The organism is Cedecea sp. NFIX57 (assembly GCF_900177785.1).
GTDB lineage: Bacteria > Pseudomonadota > Gammaproteobacteria > Enterobacterales > Enterobacteriaceae > Cedecea > Cedecea neteri_C.
Map to the genome: position 1 here is coordinate 19,299 of NZ_FXAS01000035.1, position 17,724 is coordinate 37,022.

The window sequence follows — 17,724 nt, forward strand, 5'->3', positions numbered from 1 at the left end:
GGCATCAGAAGTCCCGGGCAAAGCCGGAGGCCACCAGAAGGAACTGCTCGGCCAGGTCTTCCTGGGCGTGGAAGCCATACGCCAGCGGCTGGTACTGCGCATTCCCGGGGTTCACCAGAAACAGCGCCGGGAACTGCGTGATGTGCATCCGCGTACTCTGCCCGTTATCCGGCCGGGAGCCAGAAAGCTCAGGGGCCACCTTGCCGTCCACGGTCACGTAAATCAGGCTGATGCCGTACTCCCGGACAAACGCGCGCACCACCACACCCATCAGCACATCCACCGGCTCCCGGCCCCGGTAGAAGTAGAACAGGCCGTTTCGGGCCGATAATTCGCGGATGGCCTTTTTCTGCCGGTCCACGTGCTGTGCCTGGCGCACGGCGGCGGTGCTGTTGTAGTGGCTGAAGCGGGTGTTGTAGTCCAGCTCCGGGTACTTCAGGAGGGCTTCTTTGGAGGTCTGGGCAAACTGGGAGGATTTCTCCACCCAGAAATCCTGCAGCAGCTTGTAGCGGCGGAAGTTCTCCGCCGACGGGAACATCAGCGCCCGGTTCTGCGCCTCGCGGGTGGCCGCCTGCAGGCGGGTCATCAGCGCCGTAGCATTCTCCGGCGTCACCGCCAGCGGAGGCTGCGCCGGGGGCGCCTCCGGCGTGACCGGGGCCACCGGCTCGTTGTACCAGTGCCAGCCCTGCGCCACCTTATCCGGGAAGCCCCCCTGACGGTGGTCGGGCTGTGCCTCGCTGGCCGGGGCCACGCCGGTGAACAGGGTGACCAGCGTCAGTACCCCACCGGTGAGCGCCGGGCGAAACCCACGTGAGGGCCGGGAAAGCAGAGAGAGAAAGGAACGGCTACGCATCAGTGGCTGCTCCCGTGGCTGAACATCGCGTCCATACGCTGACGCATCCGCGCCTGCAGGGCCTCATCCTGCGGGATAGCCGAGTGACTGTTGAGGTCGGCGTAGAACACCGAGAAATCAATTCTGGAGAAGTCGATACGCTGCAGCTCCTCCGGCGTCATGCCCCGGCAGTCAGGCGACTCGCCGGAGCCAAACCCGATCCCCAGCTGCCAGGCCCGGCCCTGCTGCTGCACCAGCTGAGCCAGTTTCGACTCAAATTCGCAGTAGCCCCGCTTCTTCTCCAGACACACGCCGAGCACCTTCTTACTGCAGTACTCCCCGACATAGACCGTCAGGCGCCGGTTTTTCGCCTCCCCCAGGGCTTTCTCCTCGCTGCTGCAGTTCGCCAGCCCCACCTGTTTCCCCCAGCCGTCATCCTGGCAGCAGTTGCTGAACCCGGCGGCGAATTTCTTACAGGTGCGGGCCTTGCCAGTGAAAATATGGACGGTCTGGCTGTTCAGGTCGGCGACATCCTTCCCGGCGGCGGCCACCGCCGCCAGCTCTGAGGCCGCTTTCGCAAACATTTTGTTTTTGTTGTTATTATCCAGCATACAGTTGCCGTCGGTGCAGAAGAGTTCGTCCCCGCACACCTGCCCTTTGCCCTGCACGGTCGAGGCGCACGAGAAGGTCACGCTGGCGTGCAGGCAGGCCCCGTCGGCGGCATCGGCACACTGCTGCTTCACCACGTTGCAGGCTTTGTTGTGCAGGTACGCCCCGCAGGTGCCCTCACTGTCGCTCTGGGTAAGATAGCTGTCCCGCCACTGCCAGCAGTCCTGGTGGACGGTATAGGGCTTACCGGCCTGGTACACCACCCGGTCGCCTCCGGGCTGGATACACTGAGACCCCGTCAGGTGACCTTCCGCCTTATCAAACGGGCAGCTTTCACTCCACGTCACCCGGGGCTGCCAGACCTGCGCAGGCACGTCAATATCCACGATGAACTGCACCGGTAGCAGCTGTGTCAGGTCCCACGCCCCGGCAATCCCGGAATGCGAAAACACCACCTGTTGTCCCGCCGTCACCGCCTGCAGCGGCGAACTCAGTACCCCGGCACCCGCCTGGTCCAGCGGCATACTGAAACTGCTGCCAAAGGCAGAGTACACCACGGCAGCTCCCTCCATATTCTGAGCGTCAAAGCGGTAGGTAATGCGGGTTATCTGGCCGGAGACAGGCGCGGTCCAGGTGCCTGAGATTGATTCGCGGGTGACAACCGCCGGCAGCGTCCAGGTGCTGACAACCAGTTGCTGCCGGGCAGTACCACTGACGCTGTCCCACGCCACCCCGGCCGTGCGGGTGCAGGTCTGCTGGACCTGCAGGTCGCGGTCGCAGACAACATTCGTGAACACGTTTTTCTGGTACGTTTTCTCCTGGCACAGTTTCGGGTCGAAGACCGCCTTCGCATTCGTCTGCGCCGCCTGCGCGTTCTTCAGAAAGGGGGAGTCCGGGGTCACCATGTCCTTCGGCTGCCTGCGGCCTGAATCCAGCACCGCCTTCCCCCACTCTGCATTATTCAGGGTGGACGTGCCCGGGGCCGTCATGTCCTGGCCCCCCTTTTCCACGCCGCCGTAGTATTTTGTCGCGTCCGGCTGGCTGTTATAGCCGGGCAACGTCTCCTCCGGCTTAAAGGTTTTCAGGCTGTCCAGGCCCTTCCCCTGCACGCTTCGGGCATATTGCATGCCCCGGTTAAAGTCGTCGTTCGCCCCTGCCGGGAGGGGCGCCAGACAGCCCCCGACCTGGAGCAGGACCAGGATCATCATCCCGGCCGCCCGCCTTCCCCGGCTCATCGCGTCGCCTCCCTTCTGGCCGTCTCCAGCGCATGGCGGGCCACCGGGGCGCAGTCGCCCTCTTTCGCCACCTTCTCCAGCAGCGCGTCCAGGCGGATATCCCCGGCAATCCGGTCCGTGTGCCCCTCGCAGGTCACCACGAGCGCGGGCACGGCAGTGATGCCGAACTGCCGGAACCCCACCGGGTTAATCTGCACCCCGCCCCGGTTGCCGTTCCGGGCCATATCGAAGACCGCGCTGACGGTCTGGCGAAAGTTGTTGTTTATCATCCCGCGAATACTGACGGGGATGTGCAGCCGGTCGGCATCGGCCAGCATGATGGCCAGCCCCTCCCGGGGGATAGAGAAGGAGACAAAGTACTGTATGGCGGGCTGCGGCTTCGCCGCCCCCTGCGCCAGCCGGGTCTGCTGCTGTTGCTGCAGCCGGGCGATAAAGTCCCGGTCTGCGCCGGAGAGCTGACCTGCAGGCAGCGCCCCCACCACGGACGATAAGTCCTGATGACGCAGCCGGGCCGCGTTCTCCTGCAGCTGAGAAAGAAAGGCGCGGTCATCCGGCACACCGGCATGGCACAGGCAGGCACACCCCGCCAGGAGTACGACAGGCAATGATTTCATGAGGAATAGCCTTTAAAGCAGGTCTGAAAAGATCCCGGTCAGCGGGAAAGTGATATCGGGATGGCCGGAAAGTGTTGCCACCCGCGGGGCACGGGTGGCTTCGTGATAAAAAACGACAGAGAAACAAATTAGCCGGGCAGGATACCCGGCAACATCAGCAGCCCCCCACCAGGCTTTTCAGGGGAATGCCAAACTGATTATGCAGGCGGCGGATCATCGGCAGCGTTAAATTACGCTTGCCGTTAAGCACTTCATACACCCGGTTAGACTGGCCAATAGCGGGCTCAAGATCCCTGACCGTTAATCCCATTTGATCCATCCGAAATTTGATAGCTTCAACAGGCTCCGGGGGATCAATGGGGTAGTGTTTTTTTTCATACTCTTCAATAAGCAAGCACATGATCTCAAAGAAGTCGCCTTCAGGTGAGCCTGGCTCAGGTTCATTATCAAACAGGGGAGAAACGGCCCGAAGCGCTTCTTCGTAATCCTGCTCAGTTCTGACAGGTTTAATATTCATCGTGTTACTCCAGCTCAACAGTTTCAGCATCCACCCGATCGTAATCCCGGTGAGTGCCGATAAACTTAACGAACATCCAGCCCCTCTGGTATGCAATTGCGACAATTAATCGGTAGTCATTTCCCTTAATGTTGAATACCACTCGCCTGTTTTTCAGTATGCTGGCGTGGCGGTATTGCGCCTTAATCTCTCCCGGTGTCTTCCAGTCAGCCTTACTGACTTCATCCACCCAGGCTTTCAGCGGTTGCTCTGCATCAGGATTCACCGCCCAAAAATCCTTCAGGGTTTTAACGGATATAATTTTCACCCGTTAACTATAGTCCCAAAACGGGACTATAACAATAATCGTGATTACAGATACACGCAGTTCCGCTTGCGCCACATCAGGTAGCCGTAGTTCTCACGGTCATTGGGCGGCAGGTGGCCGGTCTCCCAGGTCAGGGTGCTCTGCCCGAACGGGTGGCAAGCGAGCGCGTCCGGGAGCATGTTCACCATCTGGTAGCGCCAGCGGCTCTTCGGGATAACCGGGGACGGGTACTCATAGCACACGGCCACATCGTGCCCCACGCTCTCCATGATCATCCCCTGGCGATGCAGCTTGTAGGCCATCCGCTCGGAGAGCAGCACCGACGCCGACGCCGGGCTGTACTGGTTGGTCACGGTCCCGGTGAACGGGTACAGCGACCCGTGGGCCCCGGCACACCAGAACAGGGGGTCAACCGGTTTCACCATGCTGGCCACCGCATCCGCCGCACATGCCCCCTGGGCCACCACGTTGCCAAACAGGGCCGCCTCCGGATTGATGATGAGCGCCAGCGCGTCATCGTTCCACAACGGGTCAAGCTCTGTCAGGTACCCGATATCCATGTCCCCGCCCTGCATACAGCCCATGTCCGTGAAGATATTGAGCCACGAGACCAGCGGGTATTTGTACCAGTGGACGTGGTAGAAGACCGAGGGCAGATCCTTGCTCTCCTGGGTGCCCACGCCCAGCCCCACCTGGCCGATTTTCAGCTGCACGCCGCCCAGGTTCACCATGCAGAACGGCGAGCGGGTGACGTCCGTGATGGCCATCGGCTCCCAGAAGCCGATGGCCAGCCCCACCCGCTTAAACACCGGGGGCGGGACCGGGCAGAGCTGGATGGGCGAGGCCGGGTTTTCCGTATCGGCCAGTTTCCCGGTCGACACCGCCGCGCTGCCAATCGAAACCGGGAACAGGCACTCCCAGCAGATATCGGTGATGGGGTTAACAAAATGCCCCCCGCAGGCCGGGCCGTCGGCAGTTGCGCCCCCCGACAGGGTCAGGCCGAGCGCCATGCCCGTGGCCAGCGCCAGTGATTTCAGCGTCATGATGTCGCCCCCGTCACCACCAGAGTCTCCACCCGCAGGTGCTGCCCGTCAGGGGCCAGGGTGACCCGGGCCGGGAGCGCGGTGATATGCAGCTTCCGGGTGAGCACCCCGTTCTGATCAAAGTACATCTGTGCGTTCAGCGCCTCGCCGGTGGTTTTTATGTCGCCGTTCACCAGAATAATTTTGCTGGCGAGGGTCTCCGGCGTCTGCTGCGCCATCCAGGCCACCTGCGCTTTGTCATCCCCGTCGATAAAGTACAGCGTCTCCCGGAAGGCCACGTGCGTCAGGGGGTTGATACGCTCCCCCCGACGGGCAAAGACCACCCCGTGGCTATCCGCGATATCGTGATCCACGGTCACGGACGGGTCGATATCGTCCACCGCCGCTTTCACAGCCCGGTGCAGGCCCGGCACCGGCGTCGGGCGCAGGACGTGCGCGGCAATCCGCTTCTCTGTCGCCGCCTGCATCTGCGCCAGCGTGCCGCCAGCCTGCATGGCGTGCAGCCGCTGCTGAATAAAGACCAGCATATCCTGCTCGGCCACCGGGTAGAGGTCGCCCCGGGTGCCGAAGTCCCGGGCTGCTGCCGGGAGCGAAAGCCACAGCGCCGGTAAGACGCAGGCAGAAAGCAGCAGGCTACGGACGGGCAGATGGTCACTATGCCTCATGGCTGCCCCCGGTCAGTACGCATCCGGCGGGCCACATCCTGCTGGATCGCCGGCGTGATATCGTCCGCCCCGCCCACCACCGCCGGTTTCACGAGGATAAGGGCATGGTGTGAGGCCTGCCAGGCCGTCAGGCTCTGGTTCAGGCTGGCGGTGAAGCGGGCCGTCAGCGCCCGGCTGGCCGTCTCGTCCAGATGGTGACGGGCCGACTGGTCCATAAAGCGGTCCACGGTGGTTTTCATGTCGAAGGTCACCGTCTCAGGCAGATGGCGGGAAACCAGCCACAGGGTGATGCCGGCGTTTATCGCCACCGTCCCCAGGACCAGCAGCGCCGGCATCAGGCCCCGACGGTACCCGACCCGGCTGCGCCGCGGTTGTGAGGGGGAACGGGGAGACGATTCGGGGGCATCAGGCTGCGCCTGCGGAACAGGCGTATTCAGAGGCGCCATGCTTCAAGCTCCTTCATTTCATCAGGGAAATTTCTCTTCGCCAGGGCATACACCACGTCGTGGAGGTGCCAGCCCTCCGCCAGCCGGGCTTCACGAAACTCAAAGTCCTCCCCCTTCGAGGAGAACATCGCCCGGCTCAGGGGATCGACAAACAGCCGGTGGAACGAACTGACCGCCCCGGTCCGCAGCATAAAGGCGGAGAACCACTGGTCCTTTGCATCCCCGAAACGCTCAATAATCTGCCGCTCATGGTCGCTGAACTGCGTGGGATTGCGCTCGCAGTAGGTTTTAAACTCCGCCGCATCCTGCTTCGCAATGACCTTGAAGGCCGAGTTACCCCAGGCCGCTTTCGACGCGGAGGATGCGTCATCCGAGTCAAAGTCCTTGATGTTCTGGGTGATGGTAATGAACGCTCCGTTGTGGCGACGGACGGTGCGGTAGCCGGTTTCAATGAAGTGCCCCACCTTCTCGTTTTTGAAGTTCAGCAGCTTCCAGCCCTCATCGATGGTGCAGCACTTCTTCAGGTTGCGCGGGGAACGGTACATCCGGTCCTCGATATAGATAATGAGGGAGAACATGACCGCCACCAGAAGCGCCGGGCGGTCCTGCAGGCTGCCCATCTCCAGGACCACCATTCGGGCATCATTCTGCAGGGCGGGTTTGTCGCTGTTGAAGTAGTCGGCGTACAGGCCGCCCCGGCAGTATTTGCCGAGCAGGCGAATAATCTCGTCCAGCCGCCGGGCAATGCTCTCCGCCCCCGCCTCGCGGGTCAGCACCACTTCAGCTTTCAGGTAGTCCACCACATCATCAATATGCGCGGCGTTGCCTTTCTGCGTCCAGGCCGCCATGACGCCGTCCAGGAGCAGATCCTCGTGAACCTCATCCAGATTACCGTCGGGGCTGGCCAGGACCGACAGCTGGTCGCGGATACGCTCCCCGGACAGTCTGATATCCGTCACTCCGGCAAACGGGTTAAACGACAGCGTGGCGGCGTTGATGTAGGTCCCGCCCATGTTCTCGCAGAAGGACTTGTAGCCGTCCCCCATATCAAACACCCACACCAGGCCCCCGTCGTCCAAGATGCTGCGCAGCAGGGGCTGCACCATGCCGGTCTTTCCGGCCCCGGAGGTGCCGGTCACGCCCATATTGTTGTTAGTGTTCCCCATCCCCTTCCCGAACAGATCCAGGAAGGCCAGCTGGCCCCGGTACCCCGGCACCGGCATCCCCTTCTCGCACAGGCGGTTGTCGGCGATGGCCGGGATCAGGTTCACCGCCTGAATACTTTCGCAGCGGTGGGTCACCCCGGTGGCCTTCAGGTCATTCCACAGCCCTTCGGCGGCCATAAAGGGCAGCATCGCCATCCAGTCCCGGTGCTGCATAAAACCGGGGGAATAAAGGTTCAGCCCGTTCTTTTTGAAGGTGTTGATGACCTTTTCCCCGCAGACCAGGGCGTCATCGTCGCTGTCCCGGCAGAACACCGTCATGTTCAGGTAGTGGCGGACCAGGCAGCTGTCCCCACTCAGCAGCCGCCCCCGGATGGCCTGCCACTCGTCCCGCTGGGTGACAAGGTTCGGCAGGAGTTTGGCCAGCGTACTGGCGGCCTTGCGATCCAGGTCGAGGAATTTACGGTTGGCCTCGTTCTGGGTGGCCACCTGGTCTTCGGCTTCCAGGGTAAAGGTCAGCACAAACGGGAACGGGATGGAGAGGTCCGGGTTGAGCAGGTTGCTGATGTTCTCCCCGCCCTGCCAGAGCAGGAACAGGTCAGGGTTTTTATCCAGCAGAAAGTTTATCGCCCGGGCGGAGGAGACCTGGCCCGCGCGTTCGGGCTCCGGCAGCGTGACGGTGAGGTGGGCCGGATGCACGGCAAAATCAATCCCGTTCTCCACGCACTGCATGTTGAGGTCGTCATACGGCGCGACTTCCAGCGCCGGGGGGTACAGCTGGTCCGGGCGATAGTTCACCAGGCTGCTCACCAGATTCAGCAGGCCGGATTCATCCACCACCTCCGTGAGCAGCTTCGCCGAGTCCAGGGTGGCCCGGACCACCTTCATCAGGTGCGCCAGGGTGGTGATCGTCGCCGCCCGGCTGGCTTTACGCTTCACGGCGTACGCGATATACAGCTCGTAGTTCCGCAGCGTCAGCGGCAGCCCGGTGGGGGTGGCAAAGCGGGTCCGGGCCGCCCGCTGGTAGTAGGCCCGCGTGATGGCGTTAAATTTCTTTTCCTCCTTGCCCTGCCAGGCAAAATCCGCCAGCCCCCGATCGAGGTCATCCCCTATCAGGGGACTCGACACCAGATGAAAGCTGATGGGCGTTTTGCGGGGCAGCTTGCTTTTCACCAGGTCGTTCAGCACCTCCACAATATGGGTGTTGGCCCCGATAAGCGGCGTGGCCTTCAGCAGGAAACCCACCGTGCTTTTGTTGATAAACAGCCCGGACTCCGCATCAAAGCCGCGGTACGGCAGCAGACTGCTGAGCCGGGGGTAGTTGAGGTTCTCCAGCGCCCGGTTGGCCGCCGTCGCCCCGGACGGGGCGCGCACGGCATGCCACAGCCGGGTGAGCGTCTGGGTAAACACATCGTCGGTTTGATGACTCACGGCTGCCATTCCCCCGGTTTCACCACAAACGACAGGCGGCCCGGCTCATGGAAGCTGTCCTGGCTGTCCACCCACGGGGCCACCCAGACGGTGGCGGTCCCTTCCGGCAGGCGAACCGGGCCCGGCTGCCCGGCCCGCACGGCGTTCAGGAGGCTCAGGGGACGACCAGGTTCAGCCGGGGCGGGCAACCGCGTCGCATCCGGCTTTGCGGCCGCCGCCCTCGCTTTCTGGCGCGCCAGGCGGTTCGCCGCCTCAATGGTCATACAGTTATCGGTGGAGGTGGCATTGCAGCCAAAATCAGACTTTGCCCCGGCACAGCCGGCAAGCAGGCACACCCCTGCCAGTAAAGGCAGGATCAATCGGGTCATGACGTTTTTTCCTGAAAATAAAGGGGATGAACAGCACAAACAGTGAGAAAGGACGAGGCGCGTTTCACTCAGACCGTGAGAAGCGAGACCGCCTCATAGTCATCTCCGGTGCAGTCCAGGTCGGCCACCACCGGGATATCTTTCCAGCGGCGTAAGTCCTGGCTCCACTGCCTCAAATCCTGAACCGGGAGGCCGTGAACCTGGCAGATACGCTGAATTTCGGTGTTATCATGCCAGTCGATATGCTCAATGTGCATGGCGAGGACGAGGTCTTCGTAAGACGGACGCTTACTCTCATGGGTATACGGGAGCGACCACGCCCGCCAGTCGGCATCAAAGACATCGGCCCGCCCGAGGGTGTCCGTCAGCTGATAAATATCCGACGGCCCGGCCTCGCTGTCCGGGATAAGTTCAAAATACAGCGGCCCGACAACGGGGTGTTCGGCCCCGATAACCACATGGTGTTTTGTTTCTGTTGCATCGTTATCAACCGTTTTCATTGCGCTTTCCTTTATTCACCACAGTGAAAAATCAAATGGATGATGCCGCCACATCGCACCGGGCATACGCCCTGAGCCCGGCCCGGTATGCCTGCGGGGCGTCGGGATGCAGGGTGGCCTGGCGCAGCAGTCGGGCAAAGGCCGGGCTGTTCTCCGCGACAGCGAAGAGTGCCACTTTGTCCAGCTGCTCATGGCAGGCCGCCTGGCGGGTAGCCCGCACGTCGGTGAGGACACGGGTCACGTCGGGCTGGACGAGCGCCAGGCTGTTGAGCCAGTTTTGCGTCACGTCTTCGCCGGATGTCATTGTGGGATGCTCAGCGCCCGGGTTAGCCCGGGTACAACCGGCGAGCAGGCAGGCGCCCGCCAGCAGGGGAAGCAGGAATTTTTTCATCAGATTATTTGTCCTTATATTCAGCATGTTCAGCGGGGTCGTTCGCAGGGCGCCCGTATCTGAACTGCGCAGAACGGCCGTCCGCCAGACCCTGTCGGTTCCCACGGGAAGGCACAAGCCCGGTCATCCAGGCGAAACTGGCATACAGCGCCGCGAACGTGAGCCAGGAAATCCGGAGCAGGTGCGCCAGCGTCCGGTCGATGTACGCGGCATATCCGGCTGCATCGGTTTTCACCTGCGGGCAGGGGGCCGTCGGGGCGGGAGGCTCCCCGGGGGCAGGAATATCCCTGGGTGCGCACTGCGCATAAAACCAGACGCCGCTGGCGCTGCTTGTGCTGACCGATTCGGCGTACTGCACCAGCATCTGGCCGGGCGTTTCACCGCCCTGCCCCGCGAGCACCACAACCGCCAGGGTCAGGGTGCCCAGCGGCGCGATTACCAGCCACTGCACACCCCAGCCCAGCCACCGCAGGGCATACCCCACAGAGGTCATCAGGTTACGCGGCATGATGTTTCCCCCCCGGCTGTCGGGGCAGCCGCCACCCCGCTACCCTGCCCAGGATGGCGCATACCGGGGCCATCAACAGCCAGAACACAACATAGAAACGCATCGGATCGCACTCAGGATGAGATGACCAGAACCCCAGGAGTGTCGCTGGCATCATGGCGACCTGAGGGAGAATAACCAGCCACAACACGCCCCAGCCCAGCCATCGCAGGGCATACTCCACGGAGGGCATCAGGTTATGCGTCATGTTTTTCTGTCCCGTAAACGATGCGTACGGGACAGTTTTCTTCGATGATGCGGGCCAGCCATGCCGCTGAGACAGGCGACACATCGGGAAGCGCCGCCTGCACGGTGAGCTGTCGCTGTCCCTCCGTGCCCGGGTCGCGGATAAGGGGGCTGCCGGACCGCGGCTGGCCGGATGTGTCAGTGTGAACGGGGGCAAGGGTTTGACTTTATTCATCATAATTTCCTCAGATAACAAGACGATAAGGCTGGAATATGGAGGCCGAAGGCGAGCGGCTCACTCTCCGCCACAGGCTGGCGATGGCGCAGACGACGGGGCAGGAAGCACCGCGCCAGGCAGATGCCCGCGAGGGGCAACCGCAGGGTGCTGCGGATGTGGCACCCCCCAATCTGGCGGGGCAGACTGTATTTCCATGGCGCTGTTGCGCACATCAATCAGCAGCCCGGTGAGGGTGCGCATCTCCTGCAGCATCAGGTAGTGGTAAATCGTCAGGGCAAAGAGCAACGCGACCATCACCAGGGAAATCACGTGATATCTTTTATTCATATCCATTGTTGTTACCTCTTCTTTTTTCTTTCAGTGTCATAGCGCTCGTGAGTCATGAGGACCCACGATTCGCCGTTATTCCGGCTGAACAGCCGCCAGAAAGGGCCCACATTGATTTTGAGTACCCCTTTCTGGCGCCGGTCTTTCAGCTGGCAGTAATTGTGCGCGCCCTCCCGGAATGCCATCACCTGCCGGTTGGCTTTCGACAGGCAGGCCGGGGGCGCCGGGGAAGCAAGCGTCAGGCCGGGTACGGCCTCCACAACATTCGTCCTGGGCATACGCGACTCCTGGGGTTATCGGCGGGGGTCGAACGGATGTCGGGCACTGTCCATGACTGCGCGCAGCTGCAGGCCATAATCCCCCAGGGTCTGCTTCACGCTCAGCCAGAGGGCAAGCATGCCCGCCAGACGCCCGGCGCTGGACAGCTGCCAGAGCTGGATGGTGTGGCGAGCCGCCAGAATCAGCGGCAGGGCGCAGGCCGTTGGTGCCGCCGGCATTGCCGCCACCTGCAGCAGAAACCCGGTGGCCTGCACCATCAGCAGCAATACGCTGAGGCTGCCCCACCAGAGCAGGCTCCGGCGCAGCAGCTTCAGTCCGTGGTAAAGCGCCCGCGGGCCGGTCAAATCCTGCCCCAGGCATCGCCAGGCCAGCCGCTTTTGTTCCCGGGGGAGCGTCATGGCTGCTGACCCTCCGGCACCGGCAGGGACCCGGCATCAGGTGACACAATGTCCCCCAGCTTGTACCGACGCAGGTCATTGAGCGTGTTCTTCACCGCATTACTGGCGGAGGACATCGCGCTCCCGGCGTTGCCTGCGCCTGAAGAGGCGTCCCCGGCAGCTGCGGCCCCGGCTTTCGCCTTCAGCGCCTCTGCCACGGTCTGTATCTGGAAGCCATCGTTGAAGACCAGGGTGACATCGTTCCCCGCCCCGATGGGGATAACCGGGTGGTACTGCTCGGCGCGTTTGATGTAATACTCCGAGAGCGTCTTCGCCGCCGAACTGGTGCCGCCGCCAATGCCGCTTTTCAGGATATCGCCCGCGCCCGGTGACGCCGTGGCCCCCATCCCTACCGTCGTTGTCCCGGCACTTTCAACGCCCTTGCCAATGCCCTCCAGGAACCCGGCCCCCCAGGCAAAGCCCAGGACCTTGCCGTTACGCATCACCACCTCCCCCTTGATGCCGTTCTTGCCCATAAAGGAGACGTGTCCCTGAATAGCCTGGTCAATGACCTCCTGGCCAATATTGCAGCTGAGCTTGTGCGTTCTGACCTCCGCCCGCTCACTCGACACATCCCCGTAGGCTTCGAGCGTGACAAAACACCCGGTCAGGTCGAACTCTTTGTCATTGGGCATCTGGATTTTGCCGGTAAGGCGCAGCTGCATCGGCGAGGTGTTCTGCGCCCCGGTTACCGACGCATTGGCATCGGCCCCCTCCAGCACCACCGACTGCGCAAAGCTGCCTGACGGGATGTAGGGGAAGTGGAAGCTTTCCGGGGCGGCAGGCGGGGTAAACGTCTGGCGATGCAGCCCGCTGTCAGGGGGCATCAGCGTCACCTGCCCTTCCGGCGGGATACCCATCCCGTCGTAGCGCACCGGCGGCTGCCCGGGGGCGCCCTGTGGCAGGGGCGTGCTGCCGGTGTACGCCTGCCCCGGCGTCGTCGGAGAGACCGGCGGCACCGGGGCAGTACCTGCTGGTTTCTCCGCTCCCCCGGCCAGCTTCAGGTTGTCATTCGTCACCCGCAGGCTCTCCACCTGCCGCTGCAGCTCTGCATTGCTGTCGGAGAGCGTGCGGATTTCCCCTTCCATGGTTTTAAATTTCTCGTTGACGTCGCGCCCCACCTGCTGGACTTCCTCGACGGCATGGGACTGCAGCTTGTCGTCAAAGGTGGCGTTCACCACCCCGGTCATGTCCGGCGCAGGCTCGCCCGGGGGCGGACTGTCCGCCGGTTCGGCGTGTCGGGTCATGCCATACCAGCCCACGCCCCCGAGCGTCCCGAGGCCCAGCACCACCGCCACCAGGATAGCCACTTGCTTTCTTTTGGTCTGAATATTGATGTTTTTCATGGAGCCACCGCCTGCTCACGGATGAGCGTCAGGGTGACTGTGGCCCCGGCGGGCAGCGAGGCCGACCGCGGCCAGAACATCACGGCCCGCACACCGGGGGCCTGAAGAGCCTGCTCGCGCAGCGCCAGAGGGCGTGCCCCGGTATTGGTGAGGCGATAGCGCTCAACCTGCAGGCTGTCCCCGCGCCAGACCTGAAACTGCGTGGCCCGCCCGACCACCGGGAGCACCACGTCCTGCGGGTCAGCGTCAGCCAGCACATACCCGTCCGGCATCTGCCCGTCGAGAACCCCCCGGCTCAGGGCGATCAGCAGCGACTCGTACGCCTCGCTGCGCTCCCGGGCCTGCGCCACCGGACGGGCTAGCAGGCTGGCAGACGTGATGCGGTAGACCCGCCCCTGCCCTTTCACCGGCATGGCCCGTAGCGAGAACACCTGCCCGGACTCGGTCTCCACCACAAAGGTGAAGGGGTGTCCGACCACCGCGTAGAACAGCATGGCCCCGTTCCCGGTTTTTTCCGCCCCGGGGATATCGCTGCCCTTACTGGTCAGGGCAGCGATACGTTCCCCCTGCACCATCAGCACGTTGGGGTTATCCTGGCTGACCGGGACGGTGAAGGTGCTGCCATTTTCACCCCGGAGCGACACCGGCCCCGTGGCCATCGCCACTCCCGGGAGTAACCCGGCCAGCACCGCCAGGGCAGCCTTACTGAGCTTTTGCATCATTTACCTCAATGAACTTCTCTATCGTGGTCACCCCGGCCTGGTAATCCAGCATCAGCCGGTAGTGACGAATTTCCGACAGCGGCTGACTGTGCCCAATCCAGGTCTTCAGCACGCCCCGGATATCCACCACCCCGGCGGCCGGGTACACCTGAATGGCGTCCTGATAGAAGGCCGAGGTCACGTCGTTGTCCTTGATGCGCTTCGCCTCCTGAGTCAGCACCGGGGCAAATTTATCCCGCGCCCCGGCGCGGACGAACGACAGCAGAAACGCATGCTGCTGGTCGACCGTCTGCGGGGAGACGTTGAGACGCAGGGAAAGGAAGGAGAGGGCCATCATCTGCAGAAAGGGCGCGCTGGCCTGATTCTCCGAGACCACGAACGGGGCGTTAAACGCCATCGGCACCACAATTTTCTCCCGCTGGTTGACGAGAGAGCGGTTGGTCACGCCGAGGTAAATATTGCCGGTTATCGACAGCGCCAGCAGGCTGAACAGCCCGACGACCAGGTATCCCACCACCGTGGCACCGGACACCTTCGCTTTTAAGGACATGATTACCGCCTTTATTTAATCCATTGCCGAAAACAGGACCCGGGAATTTTGCGGTACACCACCCGGAACAGCTCCGTCGGCAGGTACCAGTAGAGCAGGTTGTACAGCCACATGCTGCCCTTCCCCCGCTTCAGCCAGTGAATGAAGAGCCAGGCGAGCACCCCGTAAATCAGCCCGCCCAGGGCATGCTTCTCCCAGATGGCAATCAGAAACGGGGGAACAGAGGGGATAAACTCATCCAGCGGCATGCCGAAAACCCGCATCTGCTCCCCGAGCGTTTTCGGGAAAAGAAATTTTTTCAGTTCATCTCCCGACACAACGCGCCCTCTTATCCGATGATGGCGAACGCCACGTTAATGAACACGGACAGCACGATAATGCCGCCCAGCACCTTGAAGCTGCGGGTCCCGATATAGGTGGCGATGGCCACCACCACCTCCCCAATCAGCAGCCACTTCATCAGGGAGGAGTCCTGCCCGAAGGTGCCCTTCACCGCGTCATCCCCGACCTTGAGCAGGTCTTTGGTCGCCGCCGCAAAGGCACCGTGCTGTAGCACCAGGAACAGCGCGCAGGCCAGCAGGGTCATCACCAGAATGTGCGCCACCTCCCGGCGGAACACCTTTTGCTTCACGGCGGACAGCATGCCGTGGTGATTCAGTACCACTTCCATTATTGAATCCTTCTGAAACAGTGAGTTAAAACAACGTTGTTACAGCGGACTCGCTAACCCGCCCGCTGTAAAAATGGTGTCTCAGGGGCGCCGTAAACCGGCTTTACCCGACGGGCACTTCACCCGGCACTGCTCTATCTGCACCAGGAGGTCCGCGATATCGCAACTGCGGGCGCGCGCATCCCCGCACAGGCGCTGGTAGCGCAGCTTCAGCGCCGAGAGGGCAATCACCTGTTCACGCCAGTGTTTTATTTCCGGGGACATGCAGACCTCCAGTGAAAATAAGCCGGGGAAAAACGCCGAAATAAGAAAAAAGCCCCGCCGGGAAACGGGCATGCTACCGCCCCAGGGTGTCACACCTGTCGTGGGGCAACGCTGCCCCGACGGGGTTCGGGCAAAGGGAAGCCCGCCGCTTTTTCGGGAATAAAAAAGCGGGTCATGCAAAACACGTTATTTGGGACGAACAGCGACCGGTGTCAGCCCGTCGCGGCGACCGGTGTCAGCCCGTCGCGGCGACCGGGCTGAACACTACAGCGTCAGAATGTCGTGTGGATCATCTGTCAGCACGGGAATGGTCTTCAGGCTGTGGTAGAGCCGAAGCTGCGCCTCCACAGCGCGGGTACGCCCGGCCTTCTTCGCGGCCAGCGTCAGCAGGTCGCTGGCGGGTCGCATCAGCAGAATGCGGGTACTCACCGGGTTATTGGCCGGGTGCTCAGGGTCGTTGATGGGTGTGGACATAAACATTTCTCCTTGTTAGGTGGAGAAATTCTTTCATAAAAAATTTATTTTGTTACTTGGTCACCTGACCAATGTGAATTTATACAGCACTTTCTATCTCATTAAATTAAAAGAAATTATATCTTTTTCACACATGAAGATATATTTTCTATCAACTATGCTTTTGATAAAAATCAATTCCCAAGTTGCCGCTTTCGCTGAAGCGCCATTCATTATCGCAAGGCGGCGGGGAATATCCCCACCGAGATAATCCTATCCAAGCGGTAGTAGCGTGGGCTCAGAAACAAACTGCTCAGGAATAATATTGAGCCAGCCATAGAGCTTGGAAAAGTGTAAGAGCTCCTCCCTGTCAGCAATGTTAAGCTTCAGATAGATATTACGGAGACATTGATCTATCGCCTGTCTGGATACTTTCATATATTCAGCTATCCATCGGTTGGATCTGTCCGCAACAGTTAGCCAGGCAACAACCCACTCCTTCTCGGTCAAAAAAGATGTAGGTGACACACCACAAAATTTGCCACGACCAATAATATTAAGAGGCTCTTGTTTAGTTTCCGGAATAATGATCGGCAACCAGTCAACAGCTTGTTCGAGGGAGGAGAGTTCTATAAGGAAAATCAGGGTACATTTATTTCCCTCAAGCAGAAGGGGAACCAGCCTGACGATGAATGACTTAACGCCATTGATGTCATTGAAATACCCCCACGAGAAAAGAAGCATTTCTTTCCCGGACGCCATCGTTCGCTTTTCAAATTCATGCATCCGCCTGATGTTATGCTTCGGGGCAGCAAAAACGTCCTGATCCGTCATCCCGGCAACGGGGGTTATCTGTGGGAAAAATCGGGCCGAAAACGCAAGGCTGGTATCCATCAGATAATGATCTGCGGACTTTATGTACCATACCCCACTGAATTCTTTATAAAAACGGTAAAAATCCTGATGAAAGCCTTGTGATCCGGCGGTGAGATCCATAGGATCGAGAGCAGCCATAACCATCTTCCTTAAACTGAGTGGTTTTTGGTTAGCTCGTATGATGGGGCCTAAACCCATCATACGGGCGCAACGTTATATTTTGAGGCAGCATCATTTTATGCTGCACCGTCACTTTATCACAGCAATAAGATATCGCCAGGATTATTTCTGTCCGTTGAATACTCATGTACTCCCCCCAAAAATCATGCAGGTGCAGCGTTTATTTGCTGCAAGTCTGAATCGTTTATATGCGTTGAACAACCGTGTCCAGTAACTCTATTGAATAAGAGCCTGCACCGGGATCAGGTTATAAAAACCTTTCCTGTAACAAACCGAAATAACTTCATTGTAATTTCGCACACCGAAAGCGATTATCAGTTCGCGCAGGCAGCGATTGATCTCTCAGCCATGCATGCCGGTCATTTCAGTCACACCGGAACGTGAAAATCCTTTCAGAAAGAAAAGCCTGCTCATCACTCAGGTGGTAGCCAGGTGTTCTGGTCAAGTTAATCAGGACACTTTTTTATCAGACATCTGTTCATAGCGTACCGGAGATATTTCCCCGTTCGCCGTATGATTTCTGTCAAG

The 17,724-nt window shown here is 60.7% G+C and carries 25 protein-coding genes; all 25 read right to left on the reverse strand.

Going from position 1 to position 17,724, the window contains the following annotated elements; genetic code table 11:
* Window positions 1-4: 4 nt before the first annotated feature.
* Window positions 5-853, reverse strand: coding sequence for a type-F conjugative transfer system pilin assembly protein TraF (traF, locus tag B9Y90_RS21700; RefSeq protein ID WP_085542558.1), 849 nt, complete (start codon window positions 851-853; stop codon window positions 5-7).
* A complete protein-coding gene (gene traN / locus B9Y90_RS21705) occupies window positions 853-2,676 on the reverse strand; it encodes a type-F conjugative transfer system mating-pair stabilization protein TraN (protein ID WP_085542559.1) in 1,824 nt (607 codons plus the stop codon). Before traN ends, traF begins: the two co-directional genes overlap by 1 nt.
* Window positions 2,673-3,290, reverse strand: a complete 618-nt coding sequence (gene trbC, locus B9Y90_RS21710; protein ID WP_085542560.1) for a type-F conjugative transfer system pilin assembly protein TrbC — start codon at window positions 3,288-3,290, stop codon at window positions 2,673-2,675. The genes traN and trbC overlap by 4 nt, the downstream gene beginning before the upstream one ends.
* Window positions 3,291-3,444: 154 nt before the next feature.
* A complete protein-coding gene (locus B9Y90_RS21715) occupies window positions 3,445-3,807 on the reverse strand; it encodes a helix-turn-helix domain-containing protein (protein WP_085542561.1) in 363 nt (120 codons plus the stop codon).
* Between the two features lie 4 nt (window positions 3,808-3,811).
* Window positions 3,812-4,114: a type II toxin-antitoxin system HigB family toxin gene (locus tag B9Y90_RS21720; RefSeq protein ID WP_085542562.1), complete on the reverse strand. Its 303-nt coding sequence runs from the start codon at window positions 4,112-4,114 to the stop codon at window positions 3,812-3,814.
* A 44-nt stretch (window positions 4,115-4,158) separates the two neighbouring features.
* Window positions 4,159-5,157: a conjugal transfer pilus assembly protein TraU gene (gene traU / locus B9Y90_RS21725; RefSeq protein WP_085542563.1), complete on the reverse strand. Its 999-nt coding sequence runs from the start codon at window positions 5,155-5,157 to the stop codon at window positions 4,159-4,161.
* Complete coding sequence (gene traW / locus B9Y90_RS21730; RefSeq protein WP_085542564.1) at window positions 5,154-5,822, reverse strand: type-F conjugative transfer system protein TraW; 669 nt, start codon at window positions 5,820-5,822, stop codon at window positions 5,154-5,156. Before traW ends, traU begins: the two co-directional genes overlap by 4 nt.
* A complete protein-coding gene (trbI, locus tag B9Y90_RS21735; protein ID WP_085542565.1) occupies window positions 5,819-6,268 on the reverse strand; it encodes a type-F conjugative transfer system protein TrbI in 450 nt (149 codons plus the stop codon). The genes traW and trbI overlap by 4 nt, the downstream gene beginning before the upstream one ends.
* The gene (gene traC, locus B9Y90_RS21740; RefSeq protein WP_254902730.1) at window positions 6,256-8,862 is read right to left on the reverse strand and encodes a type IV secretion system protein TraC; all 2,607 of its coding nucleotides are present in this window, start codon (window positions 8,860-8,862) and stop codon (window positions 6,256-6,258) included. Before traC ends, trbI begins: the two co-directional genes overlap by 13 nt.
* Window positions 8,859-9,230 carry a TraV family lipoprotein gene (locus B9Y90_RS21745; protein ID WP_085542567.1) on the reverse strand — a complete coding sequence of 124 codons (372 nt, stop codon included), beginning with the start codon at window positions 9,228-9,230 and terminating at the stop codon, window positions 8,859-8,861. The genes traC and B9Y90_RS21745 overlap by 4 nt, the downstream gene beginning before the upstream one ends.
* A gap of 68 nt (window positions 9,231-9,298) precedes the next feature.
* Complete coding sequence (locus B9Y90_RS21750; RefSeq protein ID WP_085542568.1) at window positions 9,299-9,730, reverse strand: hypothetical protein; 432 nt, start codon at window positions 9,728-9,730, stop codon at window positions 9,299-9,301.
* A gap of 31 nt (window positions 9,731-9,761) precedes the next feature.
* Complete coding sequence (locus B9Y90_RS21755; RefSeq protein ID WP_139827450.1) at window positions 9,762-10,148, reverse strand: hypothetical protein; 387 nt, start codon at window positions 10,146-10,148, stop codon at window positions 9,762-9,764.
* The gene (locus B9Y90_RS21760) at window positions 10,126-10,629 is read right to left on the reverse strand and encodes a conjugal transfer protein TraP (RefSeq protein ID WP_085542570.1); all 504 of its coding nucleotides are present in this window, start codon (window positions 10,627-10,629) and stop codon (window positions 10,126-10,128) included. Before B9Y90_RS21760 ends, B9Y90_RS21755 begins: the two co-directional genes overlap by 23 nt.
* Window positions 10,619-10,876, reverse strand: coding sequence for a hypothetical protein (locus tag B9Y90_RS21765; protein WP_139827451.1), 258 nt, complete (start codon window positions 10,874-10,876; stop codon window positions 10,619-10,621). Before B9Y90_RS21765 ends, B9Y90_RS21760 begins: the two co-directional genes overlap by 11 nt.
* 273 nt (window positions 10,877-11,149) lie before the next feature.
* Window positions 11,150-11,419 (reverse strand): hypothetical protein, encoded by a 270-nt coding sequence (locus tag B9Y90_RS21770; RefSeq protein WP_217808994.1) that lies wholly within the window; start codon window positions 11,417-11,419, stop codon window positions 11,150-11,152.
* An 11-nt stretch (window positions 11,420-11,430) separates the two neighbouring features.
* Window positions 11,431-11,697: a ParE family toxin-like protein gene (locus B9Y90_RS21775; protein ID WP_085542573.1), complete on the reverse strand. Its 267-nt coding sequence runs from the start codon at window positions 11,695-11,697 to the stop codon at window positions 11,431-11,433.
* Between the two features lie 15 nt (window positions 11,698-11,712).
* Window positions 11,713-12,096, reverse strand: a complete 384-nt coding sequence (locus B9Y90_RS21780; RefSeq protein WP_085542574.1) for a hypothetical protein — start codon at window positions 12,094-12,096, stop codon at window positions 11,713-11,715.
* Complete coding sequence (gene traB, locus B9Y90_RS21785) at window positions 12,093-13,481, reverse strand: F-type conjugal transfer pilus assembly protein TraB (RefSeq protein WP_085542575.1); 1,389 nt, start codon at window positions 13,479-13,481, stop codon at window positions 12,093-12,095. Before traB ends, B9Y90_RS21780 begins: the two co-directional genes overlap by 4 nt.
* Window positions 13,478-14,203: a TraK domain-containing protein gene (locus B9Y90_RS21790; RefSeq protein ID WP_085542576.1), complete on the reverse strand. Its 726-nt coding sequence runs from the start codon at window positions 14,201-14,203 to the stop codon at window positions 13,478-13,480. Before B9Y90_RS21790 ends, traB begins: the two co-directional genes overlap by 4 nt.
* Complete coding sequence (gene traE / locus B9Y90_RS21795) at window positions 14,184-14,753, reverse strand: type IV conjugative transfer system protein TraE (protein ID WP_085542577.1); 570 nt, start codon at window positions 14,751-14,753, stop codon at window positions 14,184-14,186. Before traE ends, B9Y90_RS21790 begins: the two co-directional genes overlap by 20 nt.
* 11 nt (window positions 14,754-14,764) lie before the next feature.
* On the reverse strand, window positions 14,765-15,070 hold the full coding sequence (traL, locus tag B9Y90_RS21800; RefSeq protein WP_085542578.1) for a type IV conjugative transfer system protein TraL: 306 nt from the start codon (window positions 15,068-15,070) through the stop codon (window positions 14,765-14,767).
* Window positions 15,071-15,081: 11 nt separating this feature from the next.
* On the reverse strand, window positions 15,082-15,423 hold the full coding sequence (locus tag B9Y90_RS21805; RefSeq protein WP_085542579.1) for a type IV conjugative transfer system pilin TraA: 342 nt from the start codon (window positions 15,421-15,423) through the stop codon (window positions 15,082-15,084).
* Between the two features lie 81 nt (window positions 15,424-15,504).
* A complete protein-coding gene (locus B9Y90_RS21810; RefSeq protein WP_085542580.1) occupies window positions 15,505-15,687 on the reverse strand; it encodes a hypothetical protein in 183 nt (60 codons plus the stop codon).
* 264 nt (window positions 15,688-15,951) lie between these two features.
* Window positions 15,952-16,161, reverse strand: a complete 210-nt coding sequence (locus tag B9Y90_RS21815) for a TraY domain-containing protein (RefSeq protein WP_085542581.1) — start codon at window positions 16,159-16,161, stop codon at window positions 15,952-15,954.
* A gap of 252 nt (window positions 16,162-16,413) precedes the next feature.
* The gene (locus B9Y90_RS21820) at window positions 16,414-17,154 is read right to left on the reverse strand and encodes a helix-turn-helix transcriptional regulator (protein WP_176227893.1); all 741 of its coding nucleotides are present in this window, start codon (window positions 17,152-17,154) and stop codon (window positions 16,414-16,416) included.
* Between the last annotated feature and the right edge of the window lie 570 nt (window positions 17,155-17,724).